The sequence below is a fragment of the Thermodesulfobacteriota bacterium genome (assembly GCA_035559815.1).
Lineage (GTDB): Bacteria > Desulfobacterota_D > UBA1144 > Nemesobacterales > CSP1-2 > DATMAT01.
The window spans coordinates 1-26,182 of sequence record DATMAT010000079.1; the positions used below are offsets into that span (position 1 = coordinate 1).

Sequence of the window (26,182 nt, forward strand, 5' to 3'; positions counted from 1 at the left end):
AAGGTAACAGTCAGTATGGTTATGCACGGCGAGACCGACCCGGACTGTTGTCCGACGTTAAAAGTGGTTAAAACTTATCAGTTACAAGGTGGCAACTTGGTAGAGCAGTGATAACCGGATGTTTTCTTTTTCCTTTCATTCTTGACTTTCGCTGGCTTCTTTTAGATGTAAGCCAGAGTCGTTCTACAAAAAATAATTTTTACAATTCTAGTTTAACTGGATAGTTCCATGTGGCTTAGAAGTTGCTGCATGGTTTCTGCTCTCATCGCTATCCCTACTCCTCCCTGTCATTGCGAGCCGCCGTCTTTTTGGCGGCGCGGCAATCTCGTCTTTCTTTCAACGGATTGCTTCGGTCGTTTCATTCCCTCGCAATGACGTACCTGAGGGGGATCGCTTCGTCGCGGAGTCTACCCTGAGCCTGCCGAAGGACTCCTGGCAATGACCTGTAAGACCGCTTGCGCGGGTATTAATAGTCTGCGGCTTGCCGAAAGGAGCTTCATTAGTTAAGAGTTAAAAACTCTAGTTATTTAGTCAGGTATATCCACATTCTCTTCACCAATATTTGATCCACATCGGAGACCGTGATGGGATTCACCAGGTAGAATAAATCCTTTAGATAAATCATTCATCAAATAGTTCTAAAGGGGTATCGTCGATGGTAAATACGGTCGATTATTTACTGATTGGAGGGGGGCTGGCCAGTGCAACTGCTGCGGAGACATTGAGGAAAGAGGGGGCAGGGGGAAGAATCGTTATCGTATCGGAAGAAAACTATCCACCCTATCATCGTCCTCCGCTCTCCAAGCGTTTTCTCCTCGGCAAACAGAAAAAAGAGAGGATCGTAGTTCTCAAAGAAGGTTATTATAGAGAAAACGATATCGAGCTGGTACTCGGCACTAAAGCCCTCTCGGTTGACCCTAGGGAAAGAATAGTCAGGACCGATAATTCTGGAGAGCTTCGTTATAAAAAACTACTCATAGCTACTGGCTGTAGAATAAGCAAACTATCCGTTCCTGGTTCGAGCTTACCCGGCATATATTATCTTAGGACGTTGGATGACGCCGAGGCATTGAAACAAGCTATTGAAATAGCGAGCAGGGTTGTGGTCATCGGGGGAAGTTTCATCGGAATGGAGCTTGCGTCGACCTTTAGGCAAAAAGGTAAAGAGGTGACAATTATCACCCAGGAAGAAATCATCTTCGATAAGCTGTCCTCCCCGGAGGTCTCTGAGTTCTTCAGGGACTACTATAAAGCACACGGCGTGAGCGTAATTTCCGGGGAAACGGTGAAAGAATTTATAGGAAAAAATAGTGTAAATGGTGTTATTACAAACACCGGAAAGGAATTTCCCTGTGACCTGGTTGCAGTCGGGATAGGGGTTGTTCCCAACACTGATTTTCTACTGGGGAGCGGAATAAAGCTGGATGATGGTGTAGTTGTGGATGAATACATGCAAACAAATAACCCGGATGTCTTTGCTGCGGGGGATGTAGCCAATTTTTTCGACCGGGTATTTGGGAGACGGCGCCGAGTCGAACACTGGGATAATGCTATGAAGCAGGGACAAGTTGCCGCTAGGAATATGATGGGGCACAAACAGCCGTATCGTACCGTTTCCTATTTCTTTTCGGATGTGTTTGATCTTACTTTCAATTTTCTCGGAGACACGGCGGATACAGGTGAAAGGGTGGTGAGAGGTTCTATAAAGGAGAAGTCATTCTCCGTTCTTTATCTGAAGGATGGAGTCTTGAAGGCGGCATTTTTGTTGCGAAGACCGCCCGACGAGGATAAATCGGCGGGCTCGCTCATACAAAACCGGGTTAATCTGGAGAAAGTAAAAGGTAAATTATCGGAAGTTAGTTTCAAGCTCCACAGAATACCGACTCAGACGGTGCTCATTCTTCAAGGGGGCGGCGCCCTGGGGGCATTCCAATGCGGTGTGGTTAAAGCGATGGAGGAGAAACAAATCTACCCGGATATCGTGGCCGGTGTCTCCATAGGCGCATTTAACGGGGCAATAATAGCCGCGAATCCAAGGAATGCGGCAAATGCTCTAGAGGCGTTCTGGGATGAGATTACTGTGAATATTCCCAACGTCCCAAAGGAAGGAAATCGTCGGCTAGTCTCATCTTGGTATTCGCTTATTTTTGGCTCACCCAAGTTTTTCCGCCCCAGGTGGTTGATGCCCGTTTTTAATCCTAATGAATTGCCCATAAACTGGACCAGTTTTTACGATCCCTCTCCGGTGAGGGAGCTTCTTCTTAAGTACGTTGATTTTGACAAATTAAGAGATAGCCCGACTCGGCTGATCATAGGCGCCGTGGACGTGGAGACATCAGAGCTTGTGGCTTTCGACAGTTACGTTGACGAGATTACACCGGAGCATATTATGGCCAGCGGCAGTTTGCCCCCAGGATTTCCGTGGACGACGATTGATGGAAAACACTACTGGGACGGCGCCCTTGTAAGCAATACGCCCCTTGATTTGGTCACCGAGCTATGCGGTTTAACCCAGAAAAAGGTGTATGTGGTTAATCTCTATCCGACAAGGAAGGCCCTCCCCCAAAACTTGCCGGAGGTGCTTGCCAGGAGGGATGAAATCTTTTTCTCGGAGAAAATAAGGAGAGACATACATACCAAGGAGCTTATCGAAAACTACAGAAAATTGGTCGAGGAGATAATGAGCTACATCGAGCCGGGGGTGGCCCAGCAGATAATGCAGAGGCCGCTCTATATTCGTACGATGGGAGAGCTTACCCCGATCTCCATAACTAGGATCGTTCATGAAGGAGAGGAGGGTGAACCCTCATCGAGGGATTATGATTTCTCCTGGAGGACAGCCCGTCAGCACATGGAGGAGGGTTATAGCGTGGCTAAGAAGGTGCTGAAGAGGGAGGAAAAAAAGAAAATGGAGAAATCTTACTGATTTTGAAGTTTAAGATTCCTTATAAACTTCCTCACAGGTGTTTATTTCTGCGCTTTGCTCAGGACAAGCTCTAAGCTATGGTTCCCCCTCTCCGCATGTCATCCCCGAATTCTTTTATCGGGGATCCATTTTGTGAGAAACTGGATTCCCACTTAAAGCATGTGGGAATGACAAAACAAGGAAAGATCTCAGTTTACGAGAAATCCCGAAAAATAACTATGTGAGTTGTCATTTCGAATACTAAAGGGAGAAATCTTAAAAAAGCAGTTCATTCTAAATAATCTCCCACCGCCTTGGAGAAATACTCCACAAATTCTTTGGGTTTCATATTTGCAGTGTGTGCGAGTTTTCTTAACTGTTTGGGATTTTCAAAATCCTCTCTTTTGAGCTTTATCATGTACTTCACCGGAACCTCGTAGGCCTCGGTTTTTATGTCGACATAGCGTATTCTCGTTGACCCGGTTTCCGGGTTTATAAGCTCGGTGAAGAATATAGGAACCATTCTGCCGGTCTGTATGCTGATCATAGCTCCGGTCCCGCCCTCGAACAAAAATTTAACCGCACAATACCCCAGGTCCCGGGCGTATTTGGCATCGAATGGGATTGGCGGAGCCGACCTGAGCTCATACCCTATGCTCTTGTCTACTATCCTGGCTTTTATCCCCTTTTTTGAAAGACGTTTCTTAGTTTCATCTTTGAGGAGCCTTCCGAGGTCAACCTCGGAGAGTCTTATTCGTCCGTGTTCGTCTCTGTCTAAATCGTCTAACTTTTCCAGTTCTTCCTGGTGCAATTTCTCTATGAGTCCTTCGGCCAGGATCGCCACCCCGTCTTCCCTACCCATGCTTAATCTTTTTATAATGGCTCCCTCAAGAACGGAGACCATCCTGTCCAGCGGGACTTTTCCCCTGCCGAACTCCTCCGGGATCATGGTGAGCGTTGCTCCAGATGCCTTTCCGATCCCCAGTGCCAGATGGCCGGTTTTCCTTCCCATGGTGGTGACGAAATACCATCTGTTCGCGGTTTTTGCATCCTCCATAAGATATTGGACAGTTATGGTTCCTAGATGCCGTGCTGTTTCGAATCCAAAAGTGGGAATATAGTCGGGTAGGGGCAGGTCGTTATCGATGGTCTTTGGTACGTGAGCTACTTTAATTTGTCTCTTTGCTTCTTCTTCTACGCGGTGAGCGAGAAACATAGTGCCGTCTCCGCCTATGGTTATAAGGTATCTTACCCCAAGCTCATTCAGGACCCTTATTGTATTTCTCATCCTCTCCGGACTGGTCAAGGGGCTTTCTCTGGATATCCCTATCAAGGAACCGCCGGTGAGATGTATACGGGAAGTGTCTTCTATGGTTAGTTTACGGATGTGGGTTTTATCTCCCTGGGCGATCCACCTGAACCCATCCAAGATTCCTATCACCGTTTTTCCCCGATTAATTGCCTCTATGGTAGCGGCGCTGATAACCCCGTTTATTCCCGGAGCAGGGCCGCCGCCAACTAGGATAGCCATCACGTCTGAAGAATTTTTGCGAGGAGAAGCCATATTCAATCTCCGTCAATTAAGATATATCGAAGTACACCGCTGTATAAGATAATTAAAAACCAATAGATTCACCCTTATAAAACAAGGTCTTTGGATAGATAAAAACAAAATCAGGTTTCTATCTTTAATGTTTGCTATGCAAGCGTTCTCCTAATCCTATTCACTTATTAGCCATTCTAACACCCTAATCCCTTCCCCCCTTGACGGGGTCAGGATGGGGGTGAATGGAAATAGCTCCCCCCACCTTAAATCCTCCCCCGCGAGGGGGAGGTGAGAAAAGGGTTCTTCTTTATCCATCATTGAAGTCCTTTGATTACCATCAGGCCAACTCTTACAATCAATCTCTTATCTAATACCGGTTTGATCAAACTACAATTTCAATTATTAAGGACGATTGCAAAACACTGGAATTAATAACTAAGAAATTCTTCTAATTATGGTACCTGCCGGACCATCCGGTGCGATAATATCCCTTCTTGATGAAGAACCTGGTTAGGACGAGCCCGACAACAAATCCCCCTACATGGGCCCAGAAGGCGACACCGCCGGTATCCCTCGATGCAGCGAGCGTTGCCACGCCACTAAAAAATTGCATTATAAACCAGATGAGGAGGAATACCGCAGCCGGAATCTCCACGATGTGTAAGAAAAAGAATATCGGCACCAGTGTAACAATCCTGGATTTTGGGAATAATAATATGTAAGCTCCCAATACTCCGGAGATTGCGCCGCTTGCTCCCACCATTGGGATTTCGGAACGCACATTGGTGATGATTTGGGTAAAAGCCGCTCCCAACCCGCAAATCAAATAAAAGAGGAGATACTTAAAATGACCCATCCGATCCTCGACGTTGTCCCCGAATATGTAGAGGAATAGCATGTTTCCTATCAGGTGAAACCATCCCCCGTGAAGGAACATAGAAGTAAAAAACGGATAAAAGCGATCAACAAAGCCTGTGTTCGAGTAGAATACTACTTTCGCCGGAATAAGACCATATTCGTGTATAAAGTGCTCCAACTCACCGCCCAGTGAGACCTCGTAGAGAAAAATAAGCGAGTTTAATACGATGAAGATAATGTTAATAAACGGGAAGCTGCTTGAAGGGATTTTATCGCGAAGAGGAATCATAGTTTAACCCATTATACATAACCCCTATTCGACTTCAAAAAAATTGTTAACACTTGTTTAACATCATGGGTCTTGCCAGGTTCTATTTTAGCACTTAAAATGACAGCCAGTTCCATTAAATCCAACCGGGTGACGAATGCTTCTAAAATTGAGGACGGACTTAAGAAATAAGCTTTCTCGGATAAGACTTATTATCATAAACGCAGACAGCTTTCTCAACGAGAACCTGGTTTCCTATAGCGTAAAGAACCTCAACCCTAGTAATGGTCATAGTGTAAGCGCATTAAAAAGGCTGGGCGTGGACACGGTGGCTTTCTCTACGAAGAGGTCAGAAGCGCTTTTGCCGATCATAGACCGGCTGGGTATCGAAACGCTGCATCAGGGGATCACTCAAAAGTCTGCCCTTTTTTCCACACTTAAGGTCCAGCACTCGGTGCAGGATAAAGAAATAGCTTTATTCAGCGGAGACTTAACCGACCTCCCAATGATAGAAAGGGTAAATTTCCCTGTGGCCCCTGCCGACGCTCCGCTTGAGGTCAAGGCTAAATCCTATTATGTGACCTACGGGGTGAGAGAGGAGGCGGTATGCGAGGTGGCGGAATTAATCATTAAAGCCAGGAATCACCCTGGTAGCTCGCACGAGTGATCCCTAATTCTGATAGACCTATTGCTTAAAGTAGACTCTTTGAAGTAGGGGCACGCTGCAGCGTGCCCCTACAAATCCTGACGCCGAAAGTTGTTATTGCCTAGCTGCTTTTTACCATTAAAAAGCATTTGACTGCTGAAGTCTCGAGTTAGTTCCAACCGTTTTATGAATTGGAGGATTGATCGAGTGTCGGATGCCAATAACGAGGCCAGGCTCCCTTAATTGGCTATGCAGTGACCACCGTGATAAACTAACCGTTGTGGACACAGCAAGCCTTACCAATTCCATCAAGGCAAAAGCGTTAGAGGTCGGGTTTGACCTGGTAGGGATATCCCCTGTCGGGCCGTTTCCGGAAAATCAGTTCTATAAAGAGTGGCTGGCTAGAGGGTTTGCCGGTGAGATGAAGTACATGGGGAGGGAGCCGGAAAAAAGAGAAAATATTCTGAACGTGCTTCCCGAGGCCAGGTCGGTTATATCCTGTGGCCTCAATTACAATACCGATTATCCCTACTCGACCAGACAGGATGATAAAAGGCGAGGATGGATTTCCCGCTACGCCTGGGGAGATGATTACCACGAGGTTTTAAAGTCAAAGTTATCGCTGGTGCTGGATTTTATTGAAGAGGTTGTTCCTCAAGAGGTTAAGTCCCGCTTGTATGTGGATACCGGGCCGGTGCTGGATAGGGTTTACGGCAAATATTCCGGCATAGGCTGGTACGGGAAAAATACCTGTTTAATAAATCAAGAAATCGGCTCTTGGATTTTTATCGGAGAGATAATAACAAACCTCGAGCTTGATTATGATAGTCCAGCCCTCGACAGATGCGGCACCTGCACGAGGTGTATTGACGCATGTCCCACCGGTGCGCTTTTGGAGCCTTATGTCCTAGATTCAAGGCTGTGTATTTCCTACCTCACTATTGAGCAGCGCGGTGGAATTCCCATAGAACTCAGGGAGAAGGTAGGTAACAACATATACGGCTGTGATATCTGCCAGGATGTCTGCCCCTGGAATAGAAAGGCCGAGGTAGCAAACGACCCATCGTTCCAGCCCAGGGATGGTCTATACAACCCCGATTTATCTACATTTTCAAATCTGTCTGAGGAGAAGTTCAGGTGGATTTTTAAGGGCAGTGCGATAAAGAGGGCAAAGAGGAGCGGATTCCTCCGGAACGTCACGGTGGCTATGGGCAATTCTGGGGATAAGGATTTTATCCCATATGTTAAAGAATATTTAAAGAATGATGACCCACTTGTTAGAGCACATGCAGCATGGGCTTTGTGGAGGCTTGATGGTGAGGGTTCTTACAGAGCCCTGTCAGACCAGCTTGATGCGGAAACCGATCCTATAGTTCGAGAAGAGATAGTTGCTATCTTAGGCGGATATGGGGATACAGAAGCCAGAATTCAGAATTCAGAAGTTAGTAAGGCTTCTTCTGACTTCTGACTCCCGACTTCTGCCTTCCTCTTTTTTATGCGAGAGGTTTTATGTCTGACCGGTTTGAAGATGTAGCCAAGGTTAATGAAACCTTTTACGTTGCCCTGGAAAGCGGGGACCTGGCGCTGATGGAGAAGGTGTGGTTAAAGGACTCAAGGGCAAAATGCGTCCATCCAGGCTGGCCCATGCTTTTAGGATGGGAAGCAATAAGACAGAGCTGGAAGAATATCTTTGACTCCGGAGGCCCGACCAAGATTCAGATTTCAAATATCAATGTGGAAATATCCGAAGACATAGCGTGGATTACCTGCATCGAGCATATAACCCATATCGTGAAGCAGAAGGTTCACAAAAGCCTGGCCCAGGCGACCAATATATACGAGCGGCGTGGCTCCCGCTGGTTCATGGTTCACCATCACGCCTCGCCCATACCGACCATGGGCGGAGACATGGCCGAGGATAAGCTGCAGTGACTTTTTAGAAGTAACACACATGTTTGTCTTGTACAATGAAGGCTGTCTTTACCAGAGACAAAGTCTCGAAGCAATCGAGGTAAGTAGCAACATTAGATATTAGGGACAGAGTCCCTAATAAGTTGCATAGATAAACGGCAATTCACAGCCTGTCATTCTGAACCGAAGGTGAAGAATCTAAATATTATTAGATGCTTCACTTCGTTCGGCATGACAACCATGACGGCCATATTCTCCGCAGAGTTCAAGCTGAATTTCAGCAAAGGATTGGGATGACAAACTAGTTTATCCTCATTGGAAAGGGTCGAAATTATTTGGATAGGGTATTCAGATTTAACTTGTGGAGACATTGTCCATCTGATCAAAATCAGACTTTCGCACCTTGAAATATGAGATCGCTTCGCTAACGCTTGCGATGACAACATCGGGTTTTAAATCTTTTCCTACAGTTTCCTGTCTACAATACCAATTGCTAGAGTCTTTAGCGGATAATTTGTTTAATCCAACTCTCATAGGCTTTCTGGGAAGTTTCGGGTTGTTCATAGGTGTACTTAACGCTGTATTATAAAGTTATCATTCCCGTACGTTCCTCGATTATACATTCGATTACAGGCTTTAGCGGAAATCCACCGATTAATCATTCCCACGGAAGTGGGGATCCAGTCTTTCAAAAAATGGATCCCCGATTAATACGTTCGGGGATGACATGCGGAGAGGATCCCCGATAGCCTCCTGGTTTAATCGGGAAAAGGACAGGTATGACTAAATGAATGATGCACTTTGTGAGTCGCTTAGCTTATAAGCTTCAATACATCTCGGTGTGGAATTACTTCAGATGGTTTTCTTAACCTTTGCTCTAATCGTTTTCTAAATGCCTCTTTCAGTTGAAGACCTCAATCCGGATCCCCAATAATTTCAAGAAGTTTTTGCTCTATAAAATTCTCTAGGTCATCAATCGACATATCTTTTATTTTTACTTTAGCCATTATCGCTCACGTTTTTCGATAGGTTTAGTTAAGAAACTTATCTTTATTTTATCTATGATTTCTACTTCTTTAAGAATAAAGAGTTGTAGGAGGAAAAATGAGAAAAAAGACTCGATCACATCTCTTGTCCCACACCCTTTTCCTGAGTACTATTACCCACTCAATTTTTGTGACATTTCAGGGTAAAGAACGGAGGAATTACCATGGGTTCGTGGAGAGATAAGAGTCTGAACATCGGACTTCTCTGGCTTAGGATGCTAATGGGTCTGGGCATTTCCGTGTTTCACGGCTACGGGAAAATATTCAACGGGCGAATGGAGCAATTTACGGAAGGCGTGGCAAAATTGGGGTTTCCCACGCCGGAGTTCTTTGCCTGGTCAGCGGCATTGTCGGAATTCCTGGGCGGGATACTGTTGGTTTTGGGGTTGGGCACGAGATTGGCCGCATTCTTCGTCTTCATCACCATGAGCGTGGCTGCCTTTATCCGACATGCGCCCGACCCTTTTGACGTGAAGGAAACGGCTTTACTATACTGGACGATTTCGTTGGCGATTGTGCTCTTGGGCCCCGGTCTTTTTTCATTGGATAATCTGATCACTAAATACCTGAGGAAGAAGATTAGTTAAAATGTTTTCCACTCCATGGAATTAGTCGTTCACTGGATTACACAACATGGCTATCTGGGCATATTTTCCTTGCTCGCCATCGGTGTTTTCGGAATTCCGGTGCCGGATGAAGGGGTGCTCGGATTTTCCGGTTACCTCGTTTACAAGAACAAATTAAATATCGTTCCTGCTTTCATCTCCGCTTATCTGGGCAGTGTATTCGGCATCACTATGACTTATGGATTGGGACGGATTTTCGGTAAGGGCTTGGTCGCCAAATACGGTAGTACTTTTCACGTAACCGAAGAGAAATTAAATCGCATTCACCGCTGGTTTAATCGTATGGGGAGATGGGTACTGTTGTTCGGTTATTTCATCCCGGGCATGAGACAAATAGCGGCTTTCACTGCCGGGACGTCCAAACTGGGATTTCCGGTGTTTTCACTATTTACTTACACCGGAGCCTTTCTCTGGTCTCTGGCTTATATAGCGTCGGGGTATTACTTAGGAGAGGAATGGATTAGGGTATCGACAAACATACGTCATGTCCTTGTGGCCTGTTTGGCGGTACTGGTCTTATCACTGGGGTGCTATTTATTAGTCAAACGAAATGTAGCTTGATTAGAGATTTCTTTTATATAAGACCGGAAGATAATACTGAGAATAAACCTCTCTTCTATGCCAGGTATCTAAGGAATCTAGGCTGATATTACTGTTCACGCAAATGTACTAACTGAAGATTGGGGTAAGAAATAACTTCTCTGGGCTTAGTAGTAGCAGGCCCAGTGTCCGGGAACCCAGTGCCAGTAGCCTTGCCAACCGCGGATCCAGTGACCGGGTATCCAGGTTCCGCAAGGTCCATGGGGCGGCACCGCCCATCCTCCGGGCACCCATACCCAGCTATTCCCCTCCTTCCAAGTCCAGAAACCAGGCTGCCACACATGCTGAGGAGAAGGCTGTGTTGGTACGACATCCGCTTGCGGGGCCGCTGGTGGCGCCTCTTTTACCGCCAATGGTTGTGAGCCAGGAGGCGGGGTTTGTGCTGTCTCTTCCGCGGCCATGGCCTGGATGCAACTAATACTCGGAATAAACGTAATGGCCACAAGTAAAATCACCAAAAGCTTTTTGTGTATCATGGTGCCATGCTCCTTCTGCGAGGATTTGGTCTCTACCATAAATCTTCAAATTCAAAGTGTCAAGTGAGAGGATTACAAAAATGAGCGCTATGATTTAATTTGGGAATTCACCGTAGCTTGCTAGAGCGTTACAACTACTATATTGTCATCTGGGTTGCTGTTCCCTAACTATACTCCCTTGCTACGCCCCCACTGCACAGACTCTATGGTTACATCCGGTCCCGGCGAAGTAATCTATTTAGATTCCTCACAAGTTCACTCACATTCGTTCGGGACAGGGGTGAGAAATCTTAGACTTCGAGAAATGATACTTTTTCAGATTGCTTTGTCACAGCGTCTATCCCTACGCTTTCCCTCCTTAGTTTTTTCTAATTATAAGAAGGGAACCGTTTATACTTAACCCCTTTTTAACATAATTCCTCAGGACAGATTCTAAGTGAAATCTGAGGACTCATGGCAATGTTCCTCTATTTAACCGGGACCAAGACGCCATAATTGTATGACCATACTCTACCGCTTCTCGAGATGTAGTTGATTCAGGTAACTGAAATATTTGCGTTGTGTTATATTATCAAACTACATTATCCAGACTCGGTAAAGATGACAGGGCGGAAATACTTGGTGAAAGTAGCAGTTCTGGTTTTAATCCTTTTGGGCTGGGGGCTTTTCTTCTTCCAGTACTTCCAAGCCAGCAACAGAGACGTATACCACGGCATTCTTTATAAAAAGGAAGCACCCAGTTTTACTCTTACCGCGCATGACGGGAAGAAGGCGACCCTCTCCCAGTTTCGGGGTAAAGTTACCCTTATCGTCTGGGGATACACCCACTGCCCGGATATATGTCCGTTAACCCTTTCCATGCTCAGGGGTGTGATGAATGAGCTCGGCCAAAAGCAAGACCAGGTTCAGGTTTTGTATATAACGGTTGACCCGGAGAGGGATACGGTGGAAAGGTTAAGAGCTTACATCCCCCACTTCCATGAGAGTTTTATCGGACTGACCGGGACAAATCAGGACATAGAAAAGGTAGCTAAGGATTACGATGTTTTTTACATCAATCACGGCGATTCTTACGGGAGGAGCGAGTTCGATACCTGGGCAGAATATCAAATGACCCACACCAGTACTATCTACCTGGTGGACCAAGAGGGTAAATTATTCATGACATATCCTTACAATAAATTCGACTCGAAGGGTATAGCGCAGGATATAAAGAAGGTCTTGAATAACTAAAGCACGTTAACGCACTGCACGCGTTATGTCATGCCCGAATGTATTAATCGGGCATCCAAAAACGAGCAAATTAGATGGATTCCCACTTCCGTGGGAATGACGTATAGCCGTCGACAAACTAGCTCTTATAAAAAAAATGCTGCTCGATTATGTATAACTCGGGTATCCAGGAGGGGATATTAAATGGTTAAATGGCCGGAAGTTATATTGAGTATAACTTTACTTATCCTTATTCCCCTCGTGTCGCTGGGGGCTTCGAAGATCGAGGTTAAGAAGCCCTGGGTAATGGAGGTTCCCCCCGTCTCGACCGTGACAGCGGTATATATGGTAATAGAAAATAGCGGCGACGAGGACGACAGGCTTATCGGAGTGAGCACGGGCGCTGCGGATAGTGCTGAAATTCATACCACGGCGGTCGACGAAAGGAGCATCGTCAGTATGAAGAAATCCGCATCCTTAGACATACCCTCCGGCGGTGTTGTTGAGTTAAAACCGGGCGGGTCTCACATCATGTTGATAGGGTTGGAGAAGCCCCTCGAAAAAGGAGGTCAGGTGGAACTTGACCTCAAATTCGAGAAATTCGGTGCGGTCAAGGTGCGCGCTTTTGTGATGGGTATGGACAGCGGCGAATTGCATGGTCATTAGTTGGTTAACCGGATAGCCCTCTATATGTCCTGTCTGAGCCTTTTATCTGCGGCCTCAAATTAGGGTTTTCGTTGCTTCCCTGTTCCGGTACTTCTCCAAACATTAAAAGCTCGGCTTCAAACAAACTTATCCAAAATAAGTGATTACTTCGCCACAAAAGAAAGGATAGAATTTTTTGAGGTATTCGCCCTTCGACTCCGTCCTTCGTCAAGCTCAGGACGAACGGGTCTTTTATTCATGATTATTTTGGACAGTAGTGAGCTTCAAATTTGGTTAAGTTCTGTAAAATGCCCCTTGACATAAATATCGCCAATATGCTATAAACTACAAAAAATGTAGTAGTCGTTAAGGATGGGGATATGATGTCTGGTTGTTATTTCTTTGATTATCTAAACAATTTAAAGAAGTACAACTAGCGTCAAGTAATTGTTACCTTCCTCAGGCGCTCCATTAAGCCTCCTTTTCCGCTAATATCCTCGTCGGTATCATGAAACGTTCTTTGTCGGTGCTTTTAACTTGTGAAATGGTGATGACAGGAAATAGTGAGTAAACGTGCACACAGGCTATTGATTGTGTGTAGTGAATTTTTACTCTCATTTTATAATTCTTTTGAAATTAATGTTAAAGGAGGCAATCCATGGAGGAATCAAAAGCGGCTCGTATGGCAGAGAGGGCCACTGAGCCGGGATGCGGGATCGGTAGCCCCAACAGCGACGGACAAATCAGGATTAGAGTTTTGCTTGGATTGATATTCCTGTTAGCGTTTTCTCTCTCTTCTTGTTTCGATTTCTGGGACGATGATGGCGGCGGCAAGAAGGAGACCTTTCAGAATCCGGAGGAAATATCCAGCGTAAACGGCGTGCTGGACACTACGCTGGTTGTTGATTTTGCGGAATTCAGGATAGGAAACAGAAGGGTTACAGCCAGGGTTTATAATGGGTCTTTTACCCCGCCAACCTTACGGGTTTTCCCCGGGGATTTAATAAGGATCAGGCTTGAGAACCTTATCGACCAAATGACCAGCCTGCATACCCACGGACTCAACGTTTCTCCGCTTAGCCCAGGGGATAACATTTTTATCATGATAACGCCCAATTCGGCATTCGACTATGAGATTCAGCTACCCGACGAGCACCCCGAAGGAACCTTTTACTATCACCCTCACTTATACGGCTTAACTGAATTTCAAATAATGAGCGGTATGTCCGGTACCCTGATCGTCGAAGGACTGCTCGATCCCTTCCCCCAGCTTCAAGGCATCCGAGAATTGGTAATGAATTTAAAGGACATTCAGATAGACTCGGACGGCCAGGTCCCTATGGATATCGACCCCGGTGCTCCGACCCATATCACCCTGAACGGCCAGATAAACCCGAGGATCAGGATTCGTCCCGGAGAGACACAGTTATGGCGGATAGCCAATATTGGGGCGGATCATTATTATCCCCTGGTGCTGGAAGGTATGCCCATGTACATAATAGCCCGGGACGGGAATCGTCAAAACCAGCTAGTGACCATACCCCCTGGTCAAACCTTTCTGTTACCGGTAAGTTCCCGTATCGATGTGTTGGTACAGGGTGGGCCCAAAGGGACTTATCGGTTCAGGACTTTGCCATTCAATACCGGACCGGTTGGCGACAATTACGAAGGGGCTACACTTGCCACTGTGGAATCAAGGGGAAATGCGGTGGACCTTATTCCACTTCCTGACCCATCCCAATTCCCGCCTTTAGAGAATTTATGTAATCAGCCTGTCGATGAAGAAAGGACTATAGTGTTTTCCGAGAGTGAAGACGGCAATACCTTCTTCATAGACGGAAAGGAGTTCGACCCGGATCGAATAGATACCACGGTAAGTGTGGGCACTTTGGAGAGGTGGACGGTGCTGAATGCCTCCGAGGAGCTGCATGTCTTCCACATTCACCAAACGGATTTTCAAGTCTGCTCGATAAACGGAGTACCCCAGCCTTTCGTCGGCTACCAGGATACGGTTAATCTACCTTATGAGGGACAAGACCCGGACTTGGAAGGCCCGGGCGAAGTGGAGATCGTAATCAACTTTAGGGACCCGATAATCGCGGGGAAGTTCGTCTACCACTGCCACATCGGCGAGCACGAGGATAACGGTATGATGGCAGTGATTGAGGCTGTTGATTAAAAAGAATATGGTCATTGATTGAATCCATGATCTCTATCATGTTTTTCCTTTTGCCTTGGGGTGTGTTCGGAAAGAAACATATCCCAAGGCATTTTCACAGATAATGCCTAAAAGTTGCTTCTGGTTGATATAACAGCAATTCCAAATTATCTTTCAATCATGTACTTGTCCAAAATAAGGGATTGATTGTCGGAGTTGGACTGATGATAATCAAAGGACTTTAATGACAGACAAAGAAGAAGCAACCCCTCTTTAATTCCCCACTTACTAAGGGGGTGGACACAAGGGGGGTTAAATTCCTTCCCCCTTGTGGGGGAAGGTTAGGATGGGGGGTAAATACAAGTTATCCCCCCCACCGTTAATCCTCCCCCGCAAGGGGGGAGGAGAGACAGAGTTAGGACAGCTCTTGCATAGCAAACATAAAAGAGGGGAACCTGATTTTTGAAAGACGTTTGTTATCTATATAAAAACCTTCTATTACGAGGGCAAATCGTTGGTTTCTAATTATTTTAGACTGCCGTGCTTTCAATCATAAGGCTGAAGTTACATTTGGAATGATGAATCTTATGTTAGTTAGTGAACTGCTCGATATGATTAAGCCCAAAATAGCCAGGTTTGAGCCTTGCATCAGGGAAGAAGATTTTGTTCTTAGGCGTTATGAACTGAAAGACATATTTGCTTTACGCCCTCTCTTTAATCCGGAGCTTTTTCTTAGTGCCAACGGACTGGAACGCAGGGCTTTTGGCTCGTTCTTTTCCTTTTTCAGATGGATGGTAACAACTTTTCAAGTGTTTTATGTATGTGAAATCGAGGTACCTCGGAGATGTCGAGTGGTCGGCTTTGTCGGAATATACGACCTTGAAATAGGAAGAAGCCTTTATTTAGCCATTGCCGTTTTTAATCCGGAAGACAGGGGACGGGGGTATGGAAGCCGAGCAGTCAGGCTTCTTTTGAATTATCTCAACAAGCACGGCGTAGCTGAAAGGGTGTGTGTGGAGGTCTTAAAGACCAACTTAGAATCTTTACGGTTTTTCGAGAAATTAGGTTTTGAAGTTTGCGGGCAGGACAAGGATACTCTCTTACTGGAGAGGAGTCTTTCGACGCCGATACTAAACTGATAAAGTATTAGGAAAGATTTTTGTCTCCTCATAAGTGACGTAAAATCGGATGAGATAATTTACGAGAAAATACAAACTGTTCTTTTTAGATTCCTCACAGAGTTTATCGTGGTCGATGATCCCCTGGTTAAACCGGGGAAGGGGCTCAGGCTCCGAGCGATGGCTAAACCGGGGGATCAATCGGGGATACTCTCCGCATGTCATCCCCGAATTCTTTTATCGGGGATCCATTTTTTGAAAAAACTGGATTCCCACTTAAAACATGTGAGAATGACAGGACGGAGAAAATATTTGGTAGGTCGAGGGGCTCAAATGATATCTGAGGCCATTGCATAGGGATTGACAACCTGTAGCTTGCCCCAGGTAGGCTTATTGGGAGTTCAAATTAATAAGGTCGACTAAACAGCGAAAATGTTCAAAATGAAAAATCAAGTTAAAGCGAGGAATATACATATATGAATCATTTTCTGTTCTTTTTAAGCAGACGAATAATGGGTGGTTCTCTGATTATTCTGTTGGTGATTGTTCCCGTTTCTCTTTTAGCGGAGAATCAAACCACGACCGCTGATAAAACAAGCAATGCACGGATATTGAGCGAAGGGCCTGCCGGGAACTCCAACTGCAGTGACGGTATAGATAACGATAAAAATGGTTTGACCGACCTGGCTGACTATAAATGCCGGAGGGCAATAATCATAGACATAGACGGCCTAAGATGGGACTCGTTCAACGACGCGTTGAAATCAGGTACCTTGCCTTCCTTTCAGAAATTGCTGGGCGGAGATGAAAAGTGTGAGACAAGTTCGGTCTTCTTCGACCGGGCTACCACTATCTTTCCCTCGGTAACCCTTGCCGGACATGCCTCCATCTTCACCGGTGTTTACCCCGGCCAGCACGGAATCGCCGGCAATCAATGGTTTGACCGAACCGGAGAGGCTTTTAAGCCCCCGTTCATTCCATCCGAGCCGTTTGATTACATGCATCCCTGCTCTCAGCTTTGCATCTACGTTACCGAGCCGCCCCTTACGAGTGAGATGAAGGAAATAGCTTTCCTCAGATGCCATTCATTATCGTCTAAACAGGACCTGCTACTCTCCTGTTCAAACCCATCTCCTCCCGGCCTGGTGAATAAGCATCTAAAAGCGCAAACGATTTACGAAGCAGCGGGGGAAGCGGACAGGTCGAGCGCGGTCATTTTCAGCCAATATTGGAAGGGCGTTCCGGAGGAAAACGTAGTTCATCCCAATCAGGTAGAACAATACCTTTACGGGATAACCGAGACAAAGTTCCTTCCCGATCCTCAGAATTTTGCTGAATTCGACCGGGGTATGATGCTCCATGCAATAGACAAGATTAATGCAGATGGGTTTCCGGATATTCTGACTGTCTACTTCTCGGGACTAGATGCTACCGGCCACATGCATGGAATAAAATCACAGATGAATTATCTTAGCAAATCCGTCGACCCGGCCGTAGGCGATTTATTGCTGGAATTAGAAGGTCGCGACCGGAGTTGGTGCAGGAACACTTTGTTTGTCATCGCCGCCGACCATGGCCAGATGCCGATCGACAAAGAGAACGAGGCATCTCAAAGTGCAGTTAACTCTGCCCTGGACGGTGCCGGTTTCAAGAAAAATTATGTCGTTGCCGTAAACGGCGGAATGGCCCATATCTACCTTAGAAACAGGTCGACTTCTAAATGGTCTGACTCACCCCGATTTGATAAGGATATAATCCCTGCTGCGGAGGCTTTGTGCGGCAGGATCGATGATAACAGATTATGGAAGATTTTGGTCAGGGCGGATGACGGCATGTATAAGGTTTATAATGCCAGCAAAAAGGAGAGCGGGGATAAGGATGTATGTAAAACCATAGGTACTGTGGAGCTTTCCCAGGACCAGGATTTAAAATCGCCGGATAACTTAAATATCATTGAGCTAGTCAATGAGTTAAATTCGGAAAGGAGCGGAGATATTTTGATATTATTGCAGCCTTCCTCCTATTTTGAGCATGGTGATCTTTTAAGGTGGGGTAAAAAAGCGGACCACGGCAGCCTTCACGAAGGAGGGTTAAAGATTCCTATCGTCCTTGCAGGCGGTGGTGTGAGACTGGATTCGGAGAAGTGCAAGGTAATAAACAAGGAAAACCACTGTGACGACGTCGTAAGAAACGTGAACGTTGCCAGAACAGTTGCCCGGTATCTCGGGTTCGAAGATAAATTGAAAGAGGCTAAAGAAGCCCTGCCGGTCAAATTTTCGGAGTAAGCAGGGTTGTTTTGGCCGAGGCTGGTTACGAAATTGAAGTCACTGAATGGGGTAGTCTAGAAGCACCAAAGAGACAAAAAGGAAGATAATACAAATTCAACTAATAGATTCCTAAAGCTAGTATGTGAGTATTATGATTTTATATCTCGACCTCTGTACCGATTTCGATTACCCTATTAGGAGGGATGCCGAAATGGACAAGTGGTGTCTGTGCATTCCTAGACATTAGGGCAAATAACTTCTTTCGCCAGCTAGACATCTTTTTTGATTTCCCCAATATTAAGGTCTCGCGACCAAGGAAGAAAGTCGTTTCCATAAGATTAAATTCTATTTTGTAATCCACTTCCGCCAGGCGCAGAATCGCTGGTACATTGGCATTCTCCATAAAACCGATATGTGCAATAATTCTAATGACATTGGGTGTGATCTCTTTAATTTCAAGTTTCTTGGATCGAGGGATACGCGGCACCTCCTCGGTGACTATTGTCAGTAGGATTACACGCTCGTGAATGACTTTATTATGCTTTATATTGTGGAGCAAGGCTTGAGGTATACCTCTGGGATTGCTAACCATGAATACCGCGGTTCCCGGCACTCGGCTTACTGAATTACTGCTATCCAAATCAGCCAGAAGGATTTCAATTGGCACTTCCTCCTTTTGGAACTGCTCTCTAAGGATAGCCCGTCCTTGATTCCATGTAGTCATTAAGAAGTAGATAACAGCCCCAACTAGAAGCGGAAACCATGCCCCCTGCCCGAGCTTGAGCATGTTCGCACCGAAAAAGGCAAGATCAATAACGAGAAAGAACGTTGTGACGGACGCGGCTGTCAAAATGCTCCAGTCCAGGTGTGTTCGTGCATATACAAACATAAGAATGGCAGTGACAACCATCAATGCCGATATAGCTACTCCGTAGGCACCGGCCAGGTTTTCCGAGGATCGGAAGCCCAGAACCAGGCCGACAGTACCAACCAAAAGTATCCAGTTCATCGAGGGGGTGTATACCTGCCCAATCTCTTCCGGGGAGGTGTGGCGGACTTCGAGGCGAGGCAAGTAACCGAGTTGTATGGCTTGACGGGTAAGAGAGAATGCCCCGGAAATTACAGCCTGAGATGCAATGATAGTTGCTGCTGTTGCTAGCCCAATGAGCGGGTATAATCCCCAAGATGGCGCAAGCAGATAGAAGGGGTTTCTTATGGTCTCTGGCTTGCTGATGAGTAATGCCCCCTGCCCAAAGTAATTGAGAAGCAGTGCAGGTAGTACCAATACAAACCAGGCCAACCGGATCGGTTGCTTTCCAAAATGTCCTATATCGGCATAAAGTGCCTCACCTCCGGTTACCACGAGGAAAACGGCACCAAGAACGACAAAGCCCCTGTAGCTATTGTTAGCAAAGAATTCCACAGCATGAAGTGGATTTATAGCTCCAAGCACCTCTGGAACCTTGATAATTTCCAGTGTTCCAAGAATTGCCAGAGTAATAAACCACAGGAGCGTAATAGGCCCAAAAACCTTGCCTACTCCGCCCGTCCCTCGTTTCTGGAAAAGGAACAAGGCAACTAATATTCCGACTGTGATAGGGATTACATAAGGGTCAAAGATTGATGTTCCGACCTTGAGCCCTTCGATTGCGCTGAGTACCGAGATAGCAGGTGTTAGCATTCCATCTCCATAGAAGAGGGCGGCTCCAAAGAGGCCGATAACGAGTAATACACTACCCTGCGCAGGTTTGACCTTGCGCTGGGGAACAACCAGGGTAAGCAGTGCCAGAATACCGCCTTCTCCTTCATTATCCGCTCGCAGCACAAAAGCTAAATACTTAATAGAGATGACGATTATTAGTGACCAGAAAATTAGTGAAAGCACACCAAGGACGTTTTCATCGGTAACCCTGAGATTATGTTGTGAGGAGAAGCACTCTCGAAATGCATAAAGCGGACTCGTCCCAATATCTCCAAAAACAACACCAAGCGCGAGAAGAGCAAGAGAGTAGGTTCGAGGTTTATGCGGCTCTGATGGAGCTGAGTTTTTGATGACGTTCATGTTTCAAGCTCGACTTGACGTTTCTCAAGTTAGGTTCCTTTACTTCCTACTTCCACTTATTCATACAGCAAGACCCTTTGCCCAAAGAAATCTAAGGAAAGATTAAGCCCTAAGGGAATAAGCCCTTTCATGCAGAACTTACCCATAGCTAGTAGGAAAAGAAATCTCTTAGGGTTGTGGTATTGATAATTAAGAGGTCAAAGAGGCGGTATTTCATGTTCCTCCTGACGCCTACGAGGTTAGCTGACGGGCTCGGGTCGAAAGGATAACCCTACATCCCCCTGGATGACTCGCCCCAAAATCTCGGGTCCCCCGCTTTCTCAATTTGTGAGAAATTCGGCGCTCTCACATTTTAGGTTGTTTAGTTTAATACGTCGAACTTTCTTGTCAATTTAATCGCATTGATTCATCAGAAATCTATCTGAGTAAGAACCGTTGCCTCATTTAAGAATTTCTTTAAGCCGTTTTGACTGAAACTGTTGAAGCGCGGAAATCACCCTTCGACACAAGCTCAGAGCCCGTCCTGAGTGCGACGAAGGATTTAGCGGATTTACACATCCGCTAAATCTCAATATGATGCTGTTCGTCCTGAGCCAGGTCCCCCAGTTTAACCGGGGGAAGAGCGAACACCGCCTATTTAACCCATCCTTCGATTAGACTCAGGATGAGCGGATTCTCGTCCGCTAGGTATGAGGAATCTAAATAGATTGCTTAGTTGTTTAACTCCTCGCAGTGACAAGACATGGGGTGTCATTGCGAGACAATCTCGTATTTTGGGCAAGTTTGCTAACCTTTAAAACTTAAGCCTTCAAAACCATTGATACTTCATCGAAAAGCGGATAGTGTATGTGACCAAATCAAATCGGAAGAGGTTAACCGGGATGAAAATATTCTCAAAAAAAATATTGTTAGCTATGTTAATCTTCGCACTCGATTTTGACCTATCTGCCGATGAAAAGGAGCCTGCACCTACCGAGGCAGATTATCACCATATGTTATCGACGGACTTGATAAATACTGCTCAGTACGCAGGAGCCCTACGCGACTTGGCGGCCGGGGGTGGCCTCAAGCAAAACCTGGAGCTGGTTAAAGCGCAGGTAAAACAGATCGGCAATAGCCTGGACTCTGCAGAAAAAGACCTGACCGCTATCATGAACAACACGGAAGGAGAAATGAACGGGGCACAGGAGCATTTCCAATCCATAAAGAAATCCCTCGATTTAGCCGAAAATGCTTACGATGGAGTGCTATTCGAAGTTAATAGCGGCGATATGAACGCCGACGTTATACGCGATAATGCGGCGACTATACATGATGCGGCCAAGGACGCTGAAGAGAATCATCACCGTAAGATAATGGAGATGGTTGGGGTATTTGAAGCGCCGCTGGATGCACCGCCGGATATCAAAGAGGACCTGGAAATAGAAGATGAATAGGGGAGAGCTATCGTGAATTTTAGTTTAATAATTCATTGTGACTTGCTATAGGGTTTCGAGTGTACTGTTTTGTCAATGCGAACACAACGAAGCAATCAATTTAGATTCCTTACCTGCTCCCTCACCTTCGTTCGGGACAGGGTTCGGAGTGACAAAAGTGGTTTTGCTGTATAGGACACACAAATAGGGTACTGTCATTTCGACCAAAGGGAGAAATCTTAGACTTCGACAATGATACCTTTATCAGATTGCTTCGTCGCTTTACTCCTTGCAATGACCATGATGATATTATCGTTATACGACCATATCCCTTTTGTTGCGAGGTTATTGATTTACATATTTATAGAATTGAAATTCATGACTTTCTATTCATGGCTCTTTGATGCGAAATGAAAAGAACCTAATACTGGATTCTCTTCTTTTAGGTGTGGTCGGGGCTCTTAGCGCCCAGGTATTCACGTTTCTGTTAAATCTCTGCCAAAATTTCTTTCTCACCTGGATGGCCGGATATACCCCTCCCGGTCTGCCCAACGAGGGCGGAAGGTTAGCCCAGGTCATTGGCAGCCACGGTCTATATCTGATCCCTTTAGTCACCGCTTTGGGTGGTTTGATTTCCGGTCTTCTTGTGTATACGTTCGCGCCCGAAGCGGAAGGACACGGGACCGATTCTGTGGTGAAGGCCTTCCACCGCGCCGGGGGGTACATACGCCCGAGGGTAGCGCCTATTAAAATGCTGGCGTCGGCTATAACCATCGGGTCCGGCGGTTCTGCCGGACGAGAAGGCCCGATAGCCCAAATCACCGCCGCCGTCGGGTCTATATATGCCACCCTCAGCCATCGCTCGGACGAGGAAAGGAGGCTGATAGTCCTTATAGGTATGGCCGCCGGTCTATCGGCCATATTTCGCTCTCCTATTGGAACGGCTTTTTTCGCCGTAGAGGTTTTATACGGCAGGATGGAATTCGAGGGACGCGCCCTTCTCTACACCATGCTCGCTTCCATAGTGGCTTATGCCGTTAACAGTCTTTTTGTGGGCTGGGAACCCCTTTTCCGGGTCCCGGCAGACATCGGAGTGACCAGTATATTTGGCTATCTTTGGTACGTTCTGCTGGGTTTAGCCAGCGGCTTGATAGCGACCATATTGCCTTTTGTTTTCTATAGAGTCCGGGATCTATTTCAGAGTATTGCCATACCACCTCATATCAAACCGGCGATCGGGGGCCTTTTAGTGGGTTTAATAGCTATAGCGCTACCCCAGGTGCTTGGCGGGGGCTACGGCTGGATACAGGAGGCAGTTAATGGCGGTCTGACCGCTAAGTTGTTTCTTGCTCTTCTCTTTGCCAAGATCATCGCCTTCAGTCTGACGGTATCGTCCGGCGGTTCCGGCGGAGTCTTTGCCCCCAGTCTTTTTGTAGGCGCTATGCTCGGCGGATTCATAGCACAGCTCTTTAACCTGCCTCAGGCCGGGCTGGTTATAGTGGGTATGGCGGCCGTATTTGGCGGAGCAACCCGAGTGCCGATCGCCACTTTGCTGATGGTGACCGAAATGACCGGCGGGTATCAGTTGCTCGTGCCGGCGGCCCTTGCCGTCATGCTCAGCTATCTGATTCAGGTTAAGTTATCGAGCGGCCTCAAGTATAAGAGTTTATATGAGGCACAGGTGCCCGGTCCTGATGATTCTCCGGCTCACTATGTTGGCGAGGTGCAGAGCGCCTTACGTCTTTTTGACGAGCACCGTGTCTCGGCCCCGGCGGAGATTGGACATCTGGAACTGCAGTCACTCTTGCAATCCGGTGTAGGGGTGGACCTTTCGGACGGCAAGCAATTAACCATCGCTGCACTCAAGCCGGAAAGCCCTTGCACCGGCAAGCCGATAAAGGCCGGTTGCTTGTACGAGCCTGGCGACACTCTAGAGATCGTGGCAATCATGCGAGGAAAAGAGGTTTTATTACCCCATCCGGAGATTGTACTCAGGGCAGGAGACCGAATACTATTTATAACCACGCCCCATGGAAGGGAACGTCTTTCACGGCATTTCTCGGATATACCAAAAGAAGAAAAGAACTAGTTAATCCAGATGATAGTTGAAATTTCGTTTTTAGCGTGTGTAATAAAGTCGGTTCATTAAAGAGGGTAAAGATAGATGAAAGCCATTGCCATTGTGCCGGGGACAAAGATAATCCAACTGGAAGATCGTCCGGAGCCGTCGATTAGCGTCCCGGATGAGGTCAAAATCAGGATGAAGCGAGTGGGTATATGCGGCACCGACCGCGAAGAAGCGGCCGGGGGGCGCGCCTTGGCACCTACGGGCCAGAAGAGTCTCGTGATTGGTCACGAGATGTTCGGGCAGGTAGTAGAGGTGGGTAAGGACGTTACCCAAGTAAGACCGGGAGATTATGCCATCTTCACCGACCGCCGGGGGTGCGGCAAATGCATGCCTTGTGCTATGAACCGTTCCGATATGTGCAACACCGGCGATTTCCGGGAAAGGGGCATCTGGGGGCTCGATGGATTCCAGGCGGAATACGTGGTGGATAAAGAGCAGTATGTTGTTCGTGTGCCGCCTGAGCTGGAGTCCGTGGGGGTGCTTGCAGAGCCTCTTTCCGTGGCGGAAAAGGCCATAGACGAGGCGGTAAGGGTGCAGTTTGCCCGTTTGCCGGATGCAATGGCCACACCGGACTGGCTAAATGGACGGCGTTGTCTGGTGGCTGGACTAGGGCCAATCGGTCTATTGGCTGCGGTGGCGCTTCGTCTCCGCGGCGCGGAGGTATACGGTATGGACATAGTAGATGAAAACTCCCCGCGCCCGGAGTGGCTTGAGAAGCTCGGCGGGAAATACATAGACGGCCGCACCGTATCTCCGGATAAGATAGGCGCCATGGTCGGTCCCATGAATCTGATATTTGATGCCACCGGGGTGGCTAAGCTTGAATTCAACCTCTTGGATGCACTTGCCTATAACGGTGTATATGTGCTGACCGGGATTCCCGGCGGCGGACGTTTGTTGGAGGTCTCCGGCGCAGAGCTTATTCGTCAGTTGGTGCTGAAGAATCAACTGGTTATAGGGAGCGTCAACAACCCTCGCGCCTACTTCCAGATGGCCGTGGATGATCTAACAACGGCACGTCTACGCTGGGAAAATCACCTGGAACGCCTCATCACCCACCGTCATCCCTACACCGACTTTGCTGCGGCATTGGAACATCATGGAGATGATGAGATAAAGGTGGTATTGGAATGGTCGGCGTGAAAGAATTAAACTTAGGAATTCCATGTGGCCTTGCCACAGTGTTTCCGATGTCATTGCGAGCACATTCGCTCAGCTCAATGTATACTTCGCTGAGCAATCTGTTTAGATTACTCACAAGCTCCCTCACATTCGTTCGGGACAGGGTTCGGAATGACAAGAGCGTTTTGTAGTATCGGAAACACAATTAACGTTTTGTTCCTTCGACCATGCTCAGGACAGGCATTTCGAGCAAAGGGAGAAATCTTAGACTTCGAGAAATGAAACCTTTTGTCAAATTGATTCGTCGCAGCGTATCCCGAGAAATCGAAGGACTCCTCGTAATGACATATGAGGCTAATTGTACAAGTATGGATACCATGCGGCTCGCTGCGGAGAGGTTCATTTTTCGGGATCATATTTAACTTTTATAGGTTCACATCCTTGGTCATGCACCGGAATGTGAATCAGGGCGGCTCTTTATGGCACAAGACCAGGTAGTATTCTTGCTTGACGTCGATAACACCTTACTCGACAACGACCGTGTGGTCATCGACCTGATGCGCTATCTCGAACGCGAGGTGGGGCAAGAGCGACAACAACGCTACTGGGAGATTTTCGAGCAGTTGCGGGCCGAGCTAGGTTATGCAGACTATTTGGGGGCGCTTCAGCGCTACCGGGTAGAGAACCCGCGAGATTCCCACCTTCTTACCGTCTCCCATTTTCTGATTGACTATCCGTTCGCAAACCGTCTATTTCCGAACTCGCTTGATGTGATTGACCACCTGAAGAGGTGGGGAAAGACGGTCATACTCTCGGACGGAGACGTGGTCTTCCAGCCGCGGAAGATCGAGCGGTCGGGTCTGATGGACGCGGTCGAAAAAAACATCCTGATTTATATTCATAAAGAACAGGAGTTGGAGGATGTGGAAAGGCGCTATCCTGCCGACCATTATGTTTTGGTGGATGACAAGCTTCGCATTCTGGCCGCGGTGAAAAAGGTATGGGGCATGCATGTTACCACGGTATTTCCAAGGCAAGGCCATTATGCGCACGACCCGGAGGTACTTAAAAAATTTCCATCGGCAGACATAAACCTGGAGAGGATTGGAGACCTTTTGAACTACGACCTTGCCGCACTCCTCGCCGCCGGTCACGGCAGTTAACGCACGGATG

At 46.9% G+C, this 26,182-nt stretch carries 19 protein-coding genes and 1 riboswitch; of the genes, 15 read left to right on the forward strand and 4 right to left on the reverse strand.

Annotation, left to right across the window (positions count from 1 at the left end):
• Positions 1–655: 655 nt before the first annotated feature.
• Positions 656–2,926, forward strand: a complete 2,271-nt coding sequence (locus tag VNN20_17940) for an FAD-dependent oxidoreductase (GenBank protein HWP94069.1) — start codon at positions 656–658, stop codon at positions 2,924–2,926.
• Positions 2,927–3,194: 268 nt separating this feature from the next.
• Here VNN20_17940 and pfp read toward each other — a convergent pair whose 3' ends face one another.
• Together pfp and VNN20_17950 are read right to left on the reverse strand one after the other, a co-directional pair.
• A complete protein-coding gene (gene pfp, locus VNN20_17945; GenBank protein ID HWP94070.1) occupies positions 3,195–4,469 on the reverse strand; it encodes a diphosphate--fructose-6-phosphate 1-phosphotransferase in 1,275 nt (424 codons plus the stop codon).
• 430 nt (positions 4,470–4,899) lie between these two features.
• Entirely contained in the window at positions 4,900–5,598 is a 699-nt protein-coding gene (locus tag VNN20_17950; protein HWP94071.1) for a rhomboid family intramembrane serine protease, read from the reverse strand.
• A 136-nt stretch (positions 5,599–5,734) separates the two neighbouring features.
• Between VNN20_17950 and VNN20_17955 the strand changes: the two genes are divergently transcribed.
• The 5 genes from VNN20_17955 to VNN20_17975 all read left to right on the forward strand — a co-directional run bounded on the left by VNN20_17955 (position 5,735) and on the right by VNN20_17975 (position 10,367).
• The gene (locus tag VNN20_17955) at positions 5,735–6,244 is read left to right on the forward strand and encodes a hypothetical protein (protein HWP94072.1); all 510 of its coding nucleotides are present in this window, start codon (positions 5,735–5,737) and stop codon (positions 6,242–6,244) included.
• 193 nt (positions 6,245–6,437) lie between these two features.
• A complete protein-coding gene (gene queG, locus VNN20_17960; GenBank protein HWP94073.1) occupies positions 6,438–7,691 on the forward strand; it encodes a tRNA epoxyqueuosine(34) reductase QueG in 1,254 nt (417 codons plus the stop codon).
• A gap of 41 nt (positions 7,692–7,732) precedes the next feature.
• Positions 7,733–8,155 carry a nuclear transport factor 2 family protein gene (locus VNN20_17965; GenBank protein HWP94074.1) on the forward strand — a complete coding sequence of 141 codons (423 nt, stop codon included), beginning with the start codon at positions 7,733–7,735 and terminating at the stop codon, positions 8,153–8,155.
• A 1,189-nt stretch (positions 8,156–9,344) separates the two neighbouring features.
• Entirely contained in the window at positions 9,345–9,767 is a 423-nt protein-coding gene (locus VNN20_17970; GenBank protein ID HWP94075.1) for a DoxX family protein, read from the forward strand.
• 15 nt (positions 9,768–9,782) lie between these two features.
• The gene (locus VNN20_17975) at positions 9,783–10,367 is read left to right on the forward strand and encodes a DedA family protein (GenBank protein ID HWP94076.1); all 585 of its coding nucleotides are present in this window, start codon (positions 9,783–9,785) and stop codon (positions 10,365–10,367) included.
• 146 nt (positions 10,368–10,513) lie between these two features.
• Here VNN20_17975 and VNN20_17980 read toward each other — a convergent pair whose 3' ends face one another.
• Positions 10,514–10,882, reverse strand: coding sequence for a hypothetical protein (locus tag VNN20_17980; GenBank protein ID HWP94077.1), 369 nt, complete (start codon positions 10,880–10,882; stop codon positions 10,514–10,516).
• Between the two features lie 621 nt (positions 10,883–11,503).
• On the opposite strand from VNN20_17980, the gene VNN20_17985 reads away from it, so the two are divergent.
• The 5 genes from VNN20_17985 (at position 11,504) to VNN20_18005 (ending at position 18,300) form a co-directional block, all read left to right on the forward strand.
• The gene (locus VNN20_17985; protein HWP94078.1) at positions 11,504–12,115 is read left to right on the forward strand and encodes an SCO family protein; all 612 of its coding nucleotides are present in this window, start codon (positions 11,504–11,506) and stop codon (positions 12,113–12,115) included.
• 183 nt (positions 12,116–12,298) lie between these two features.
• The gene (locus VNN20_17990) at positions 12,299–12,760 is read left to right on the forward strand and encodes a copper chaperone PCu(A)C (GenBank protein HWP94079.1); all 462 of its coding nucleotides are present in this window, start codon (positions 12,299–12,301) and stop codon (positions 12,758–12,760) included.
• Between the two features lie 637 nt (positions 12,761–13,397).
• Positions 13,398–14,918 (forward strand): multicopper oxidase family protein, encoded by a 1,521-nt coding sequence (locus VNN20_17995; GenBank protein ID HWP94080.1) that lies wholly within the window; start codon positions 13,398–13,400, stop codon positions 14,916–14,918.
• A 566-nt stretch (positions 14,919–15,484) separates the two neighbouring features.
• Positions 15,485–16,036, forward strand: a complete 552-nt coding sequence (locus VNN20_18000) for a GNAT family protein (protein ID HWP94081.1) — start codon at positions 15,485–15,487, stop codon at positions 16,034–16,036.
• A gap of 491 nt (positions 16,037–16,527) precedes the next feature.
• Entirely contained in the window at positions 16,528–18,300 is a 1,773-nt protein-coding gene (locus tag VNN20_18005) for an alkaline phosphatase family protein (GenBank protein ID HWP94082.1), read from the forward strand.
• A gap of 139 nt (positions 18,301–18,439) precedes the next feature.
• Here the strand turns inward: VNN20_18005 and VNN20_18010 are convergent, their stop codons facing one another.
• The gene (locus VNN20_18010) at positions 18,440–20,344 is read right to left on the reverse strand and encodes a potassium transporter Kup (GenBank protein HWP94083.1); all 1,905 of its coding nucleotides are present in this window, start codon (positions 20,342–20,344) and stop codon (positions 18,440–18,442) included.
• Between the two features lie 213 nt (positions 20,345–20,557).
• Positions 20,558–20,696, reverse strand: a riboswitch (cyclic di-AMP (ydaO/yuaA leader).
• Between the two features lie 529 nt (positions 20,697–21,225).
• Between VNN20_18010 and VNN20_18015 the strand changes: the two genes are divergently transcribed.
• From VNN20_18015 to VNN20_18030, 4 genes are all read left to right on the forward strand, one after another.
• Positions 21,226–21,780, forward strand: coding sequence for a hypothetical protein (locus VNN20_18015; protein ID HWP94084.1), 555 nt, complete (start codon positions 21,226–21,228; stop codon positions 21,778–21,780).
• Positions 21,781–22,162: 382 nt separating this feature from the next.
• Positions 22,163–23,848 carry a chloride channel protein gene (locus VNN20_18020; protein ID HWP94085.1) on the forward strand — a complete coding sequence of 562 codons (1,686 nt, stop codon included), beginning with the start codon at positions 22,163–22,165 and terminating at the stop codon, positions 23,846–23,848.
• Positions 23,849–23,923: 75 nt separating this feature from the next.
• On the forward strand, positions 23,924–25,030 hold the full coding sequence (locus VNN20_18025; GenBank protein ID HWP94086.1) for a glucose 1-dehydrogenase: 1,107 nt from the start codon (positions 23,924–23,926) through the stop codon (positions 25,028–25,030).
• 458 nt (positions 25,031–25,488) lie between these two features.
• Positions 25,489–26,172, forward strand: a complete 684-nt coding sequence (locus VNN20_18030) for an HAD family hydrolase (protein HWP94087.1) — start codon at positions 25,489–25,491, stop codon at positions 26,170–26,172.
• The last annotated feature ends 10 nt before the right edge of the window (positions 26,173–26,182 follow it).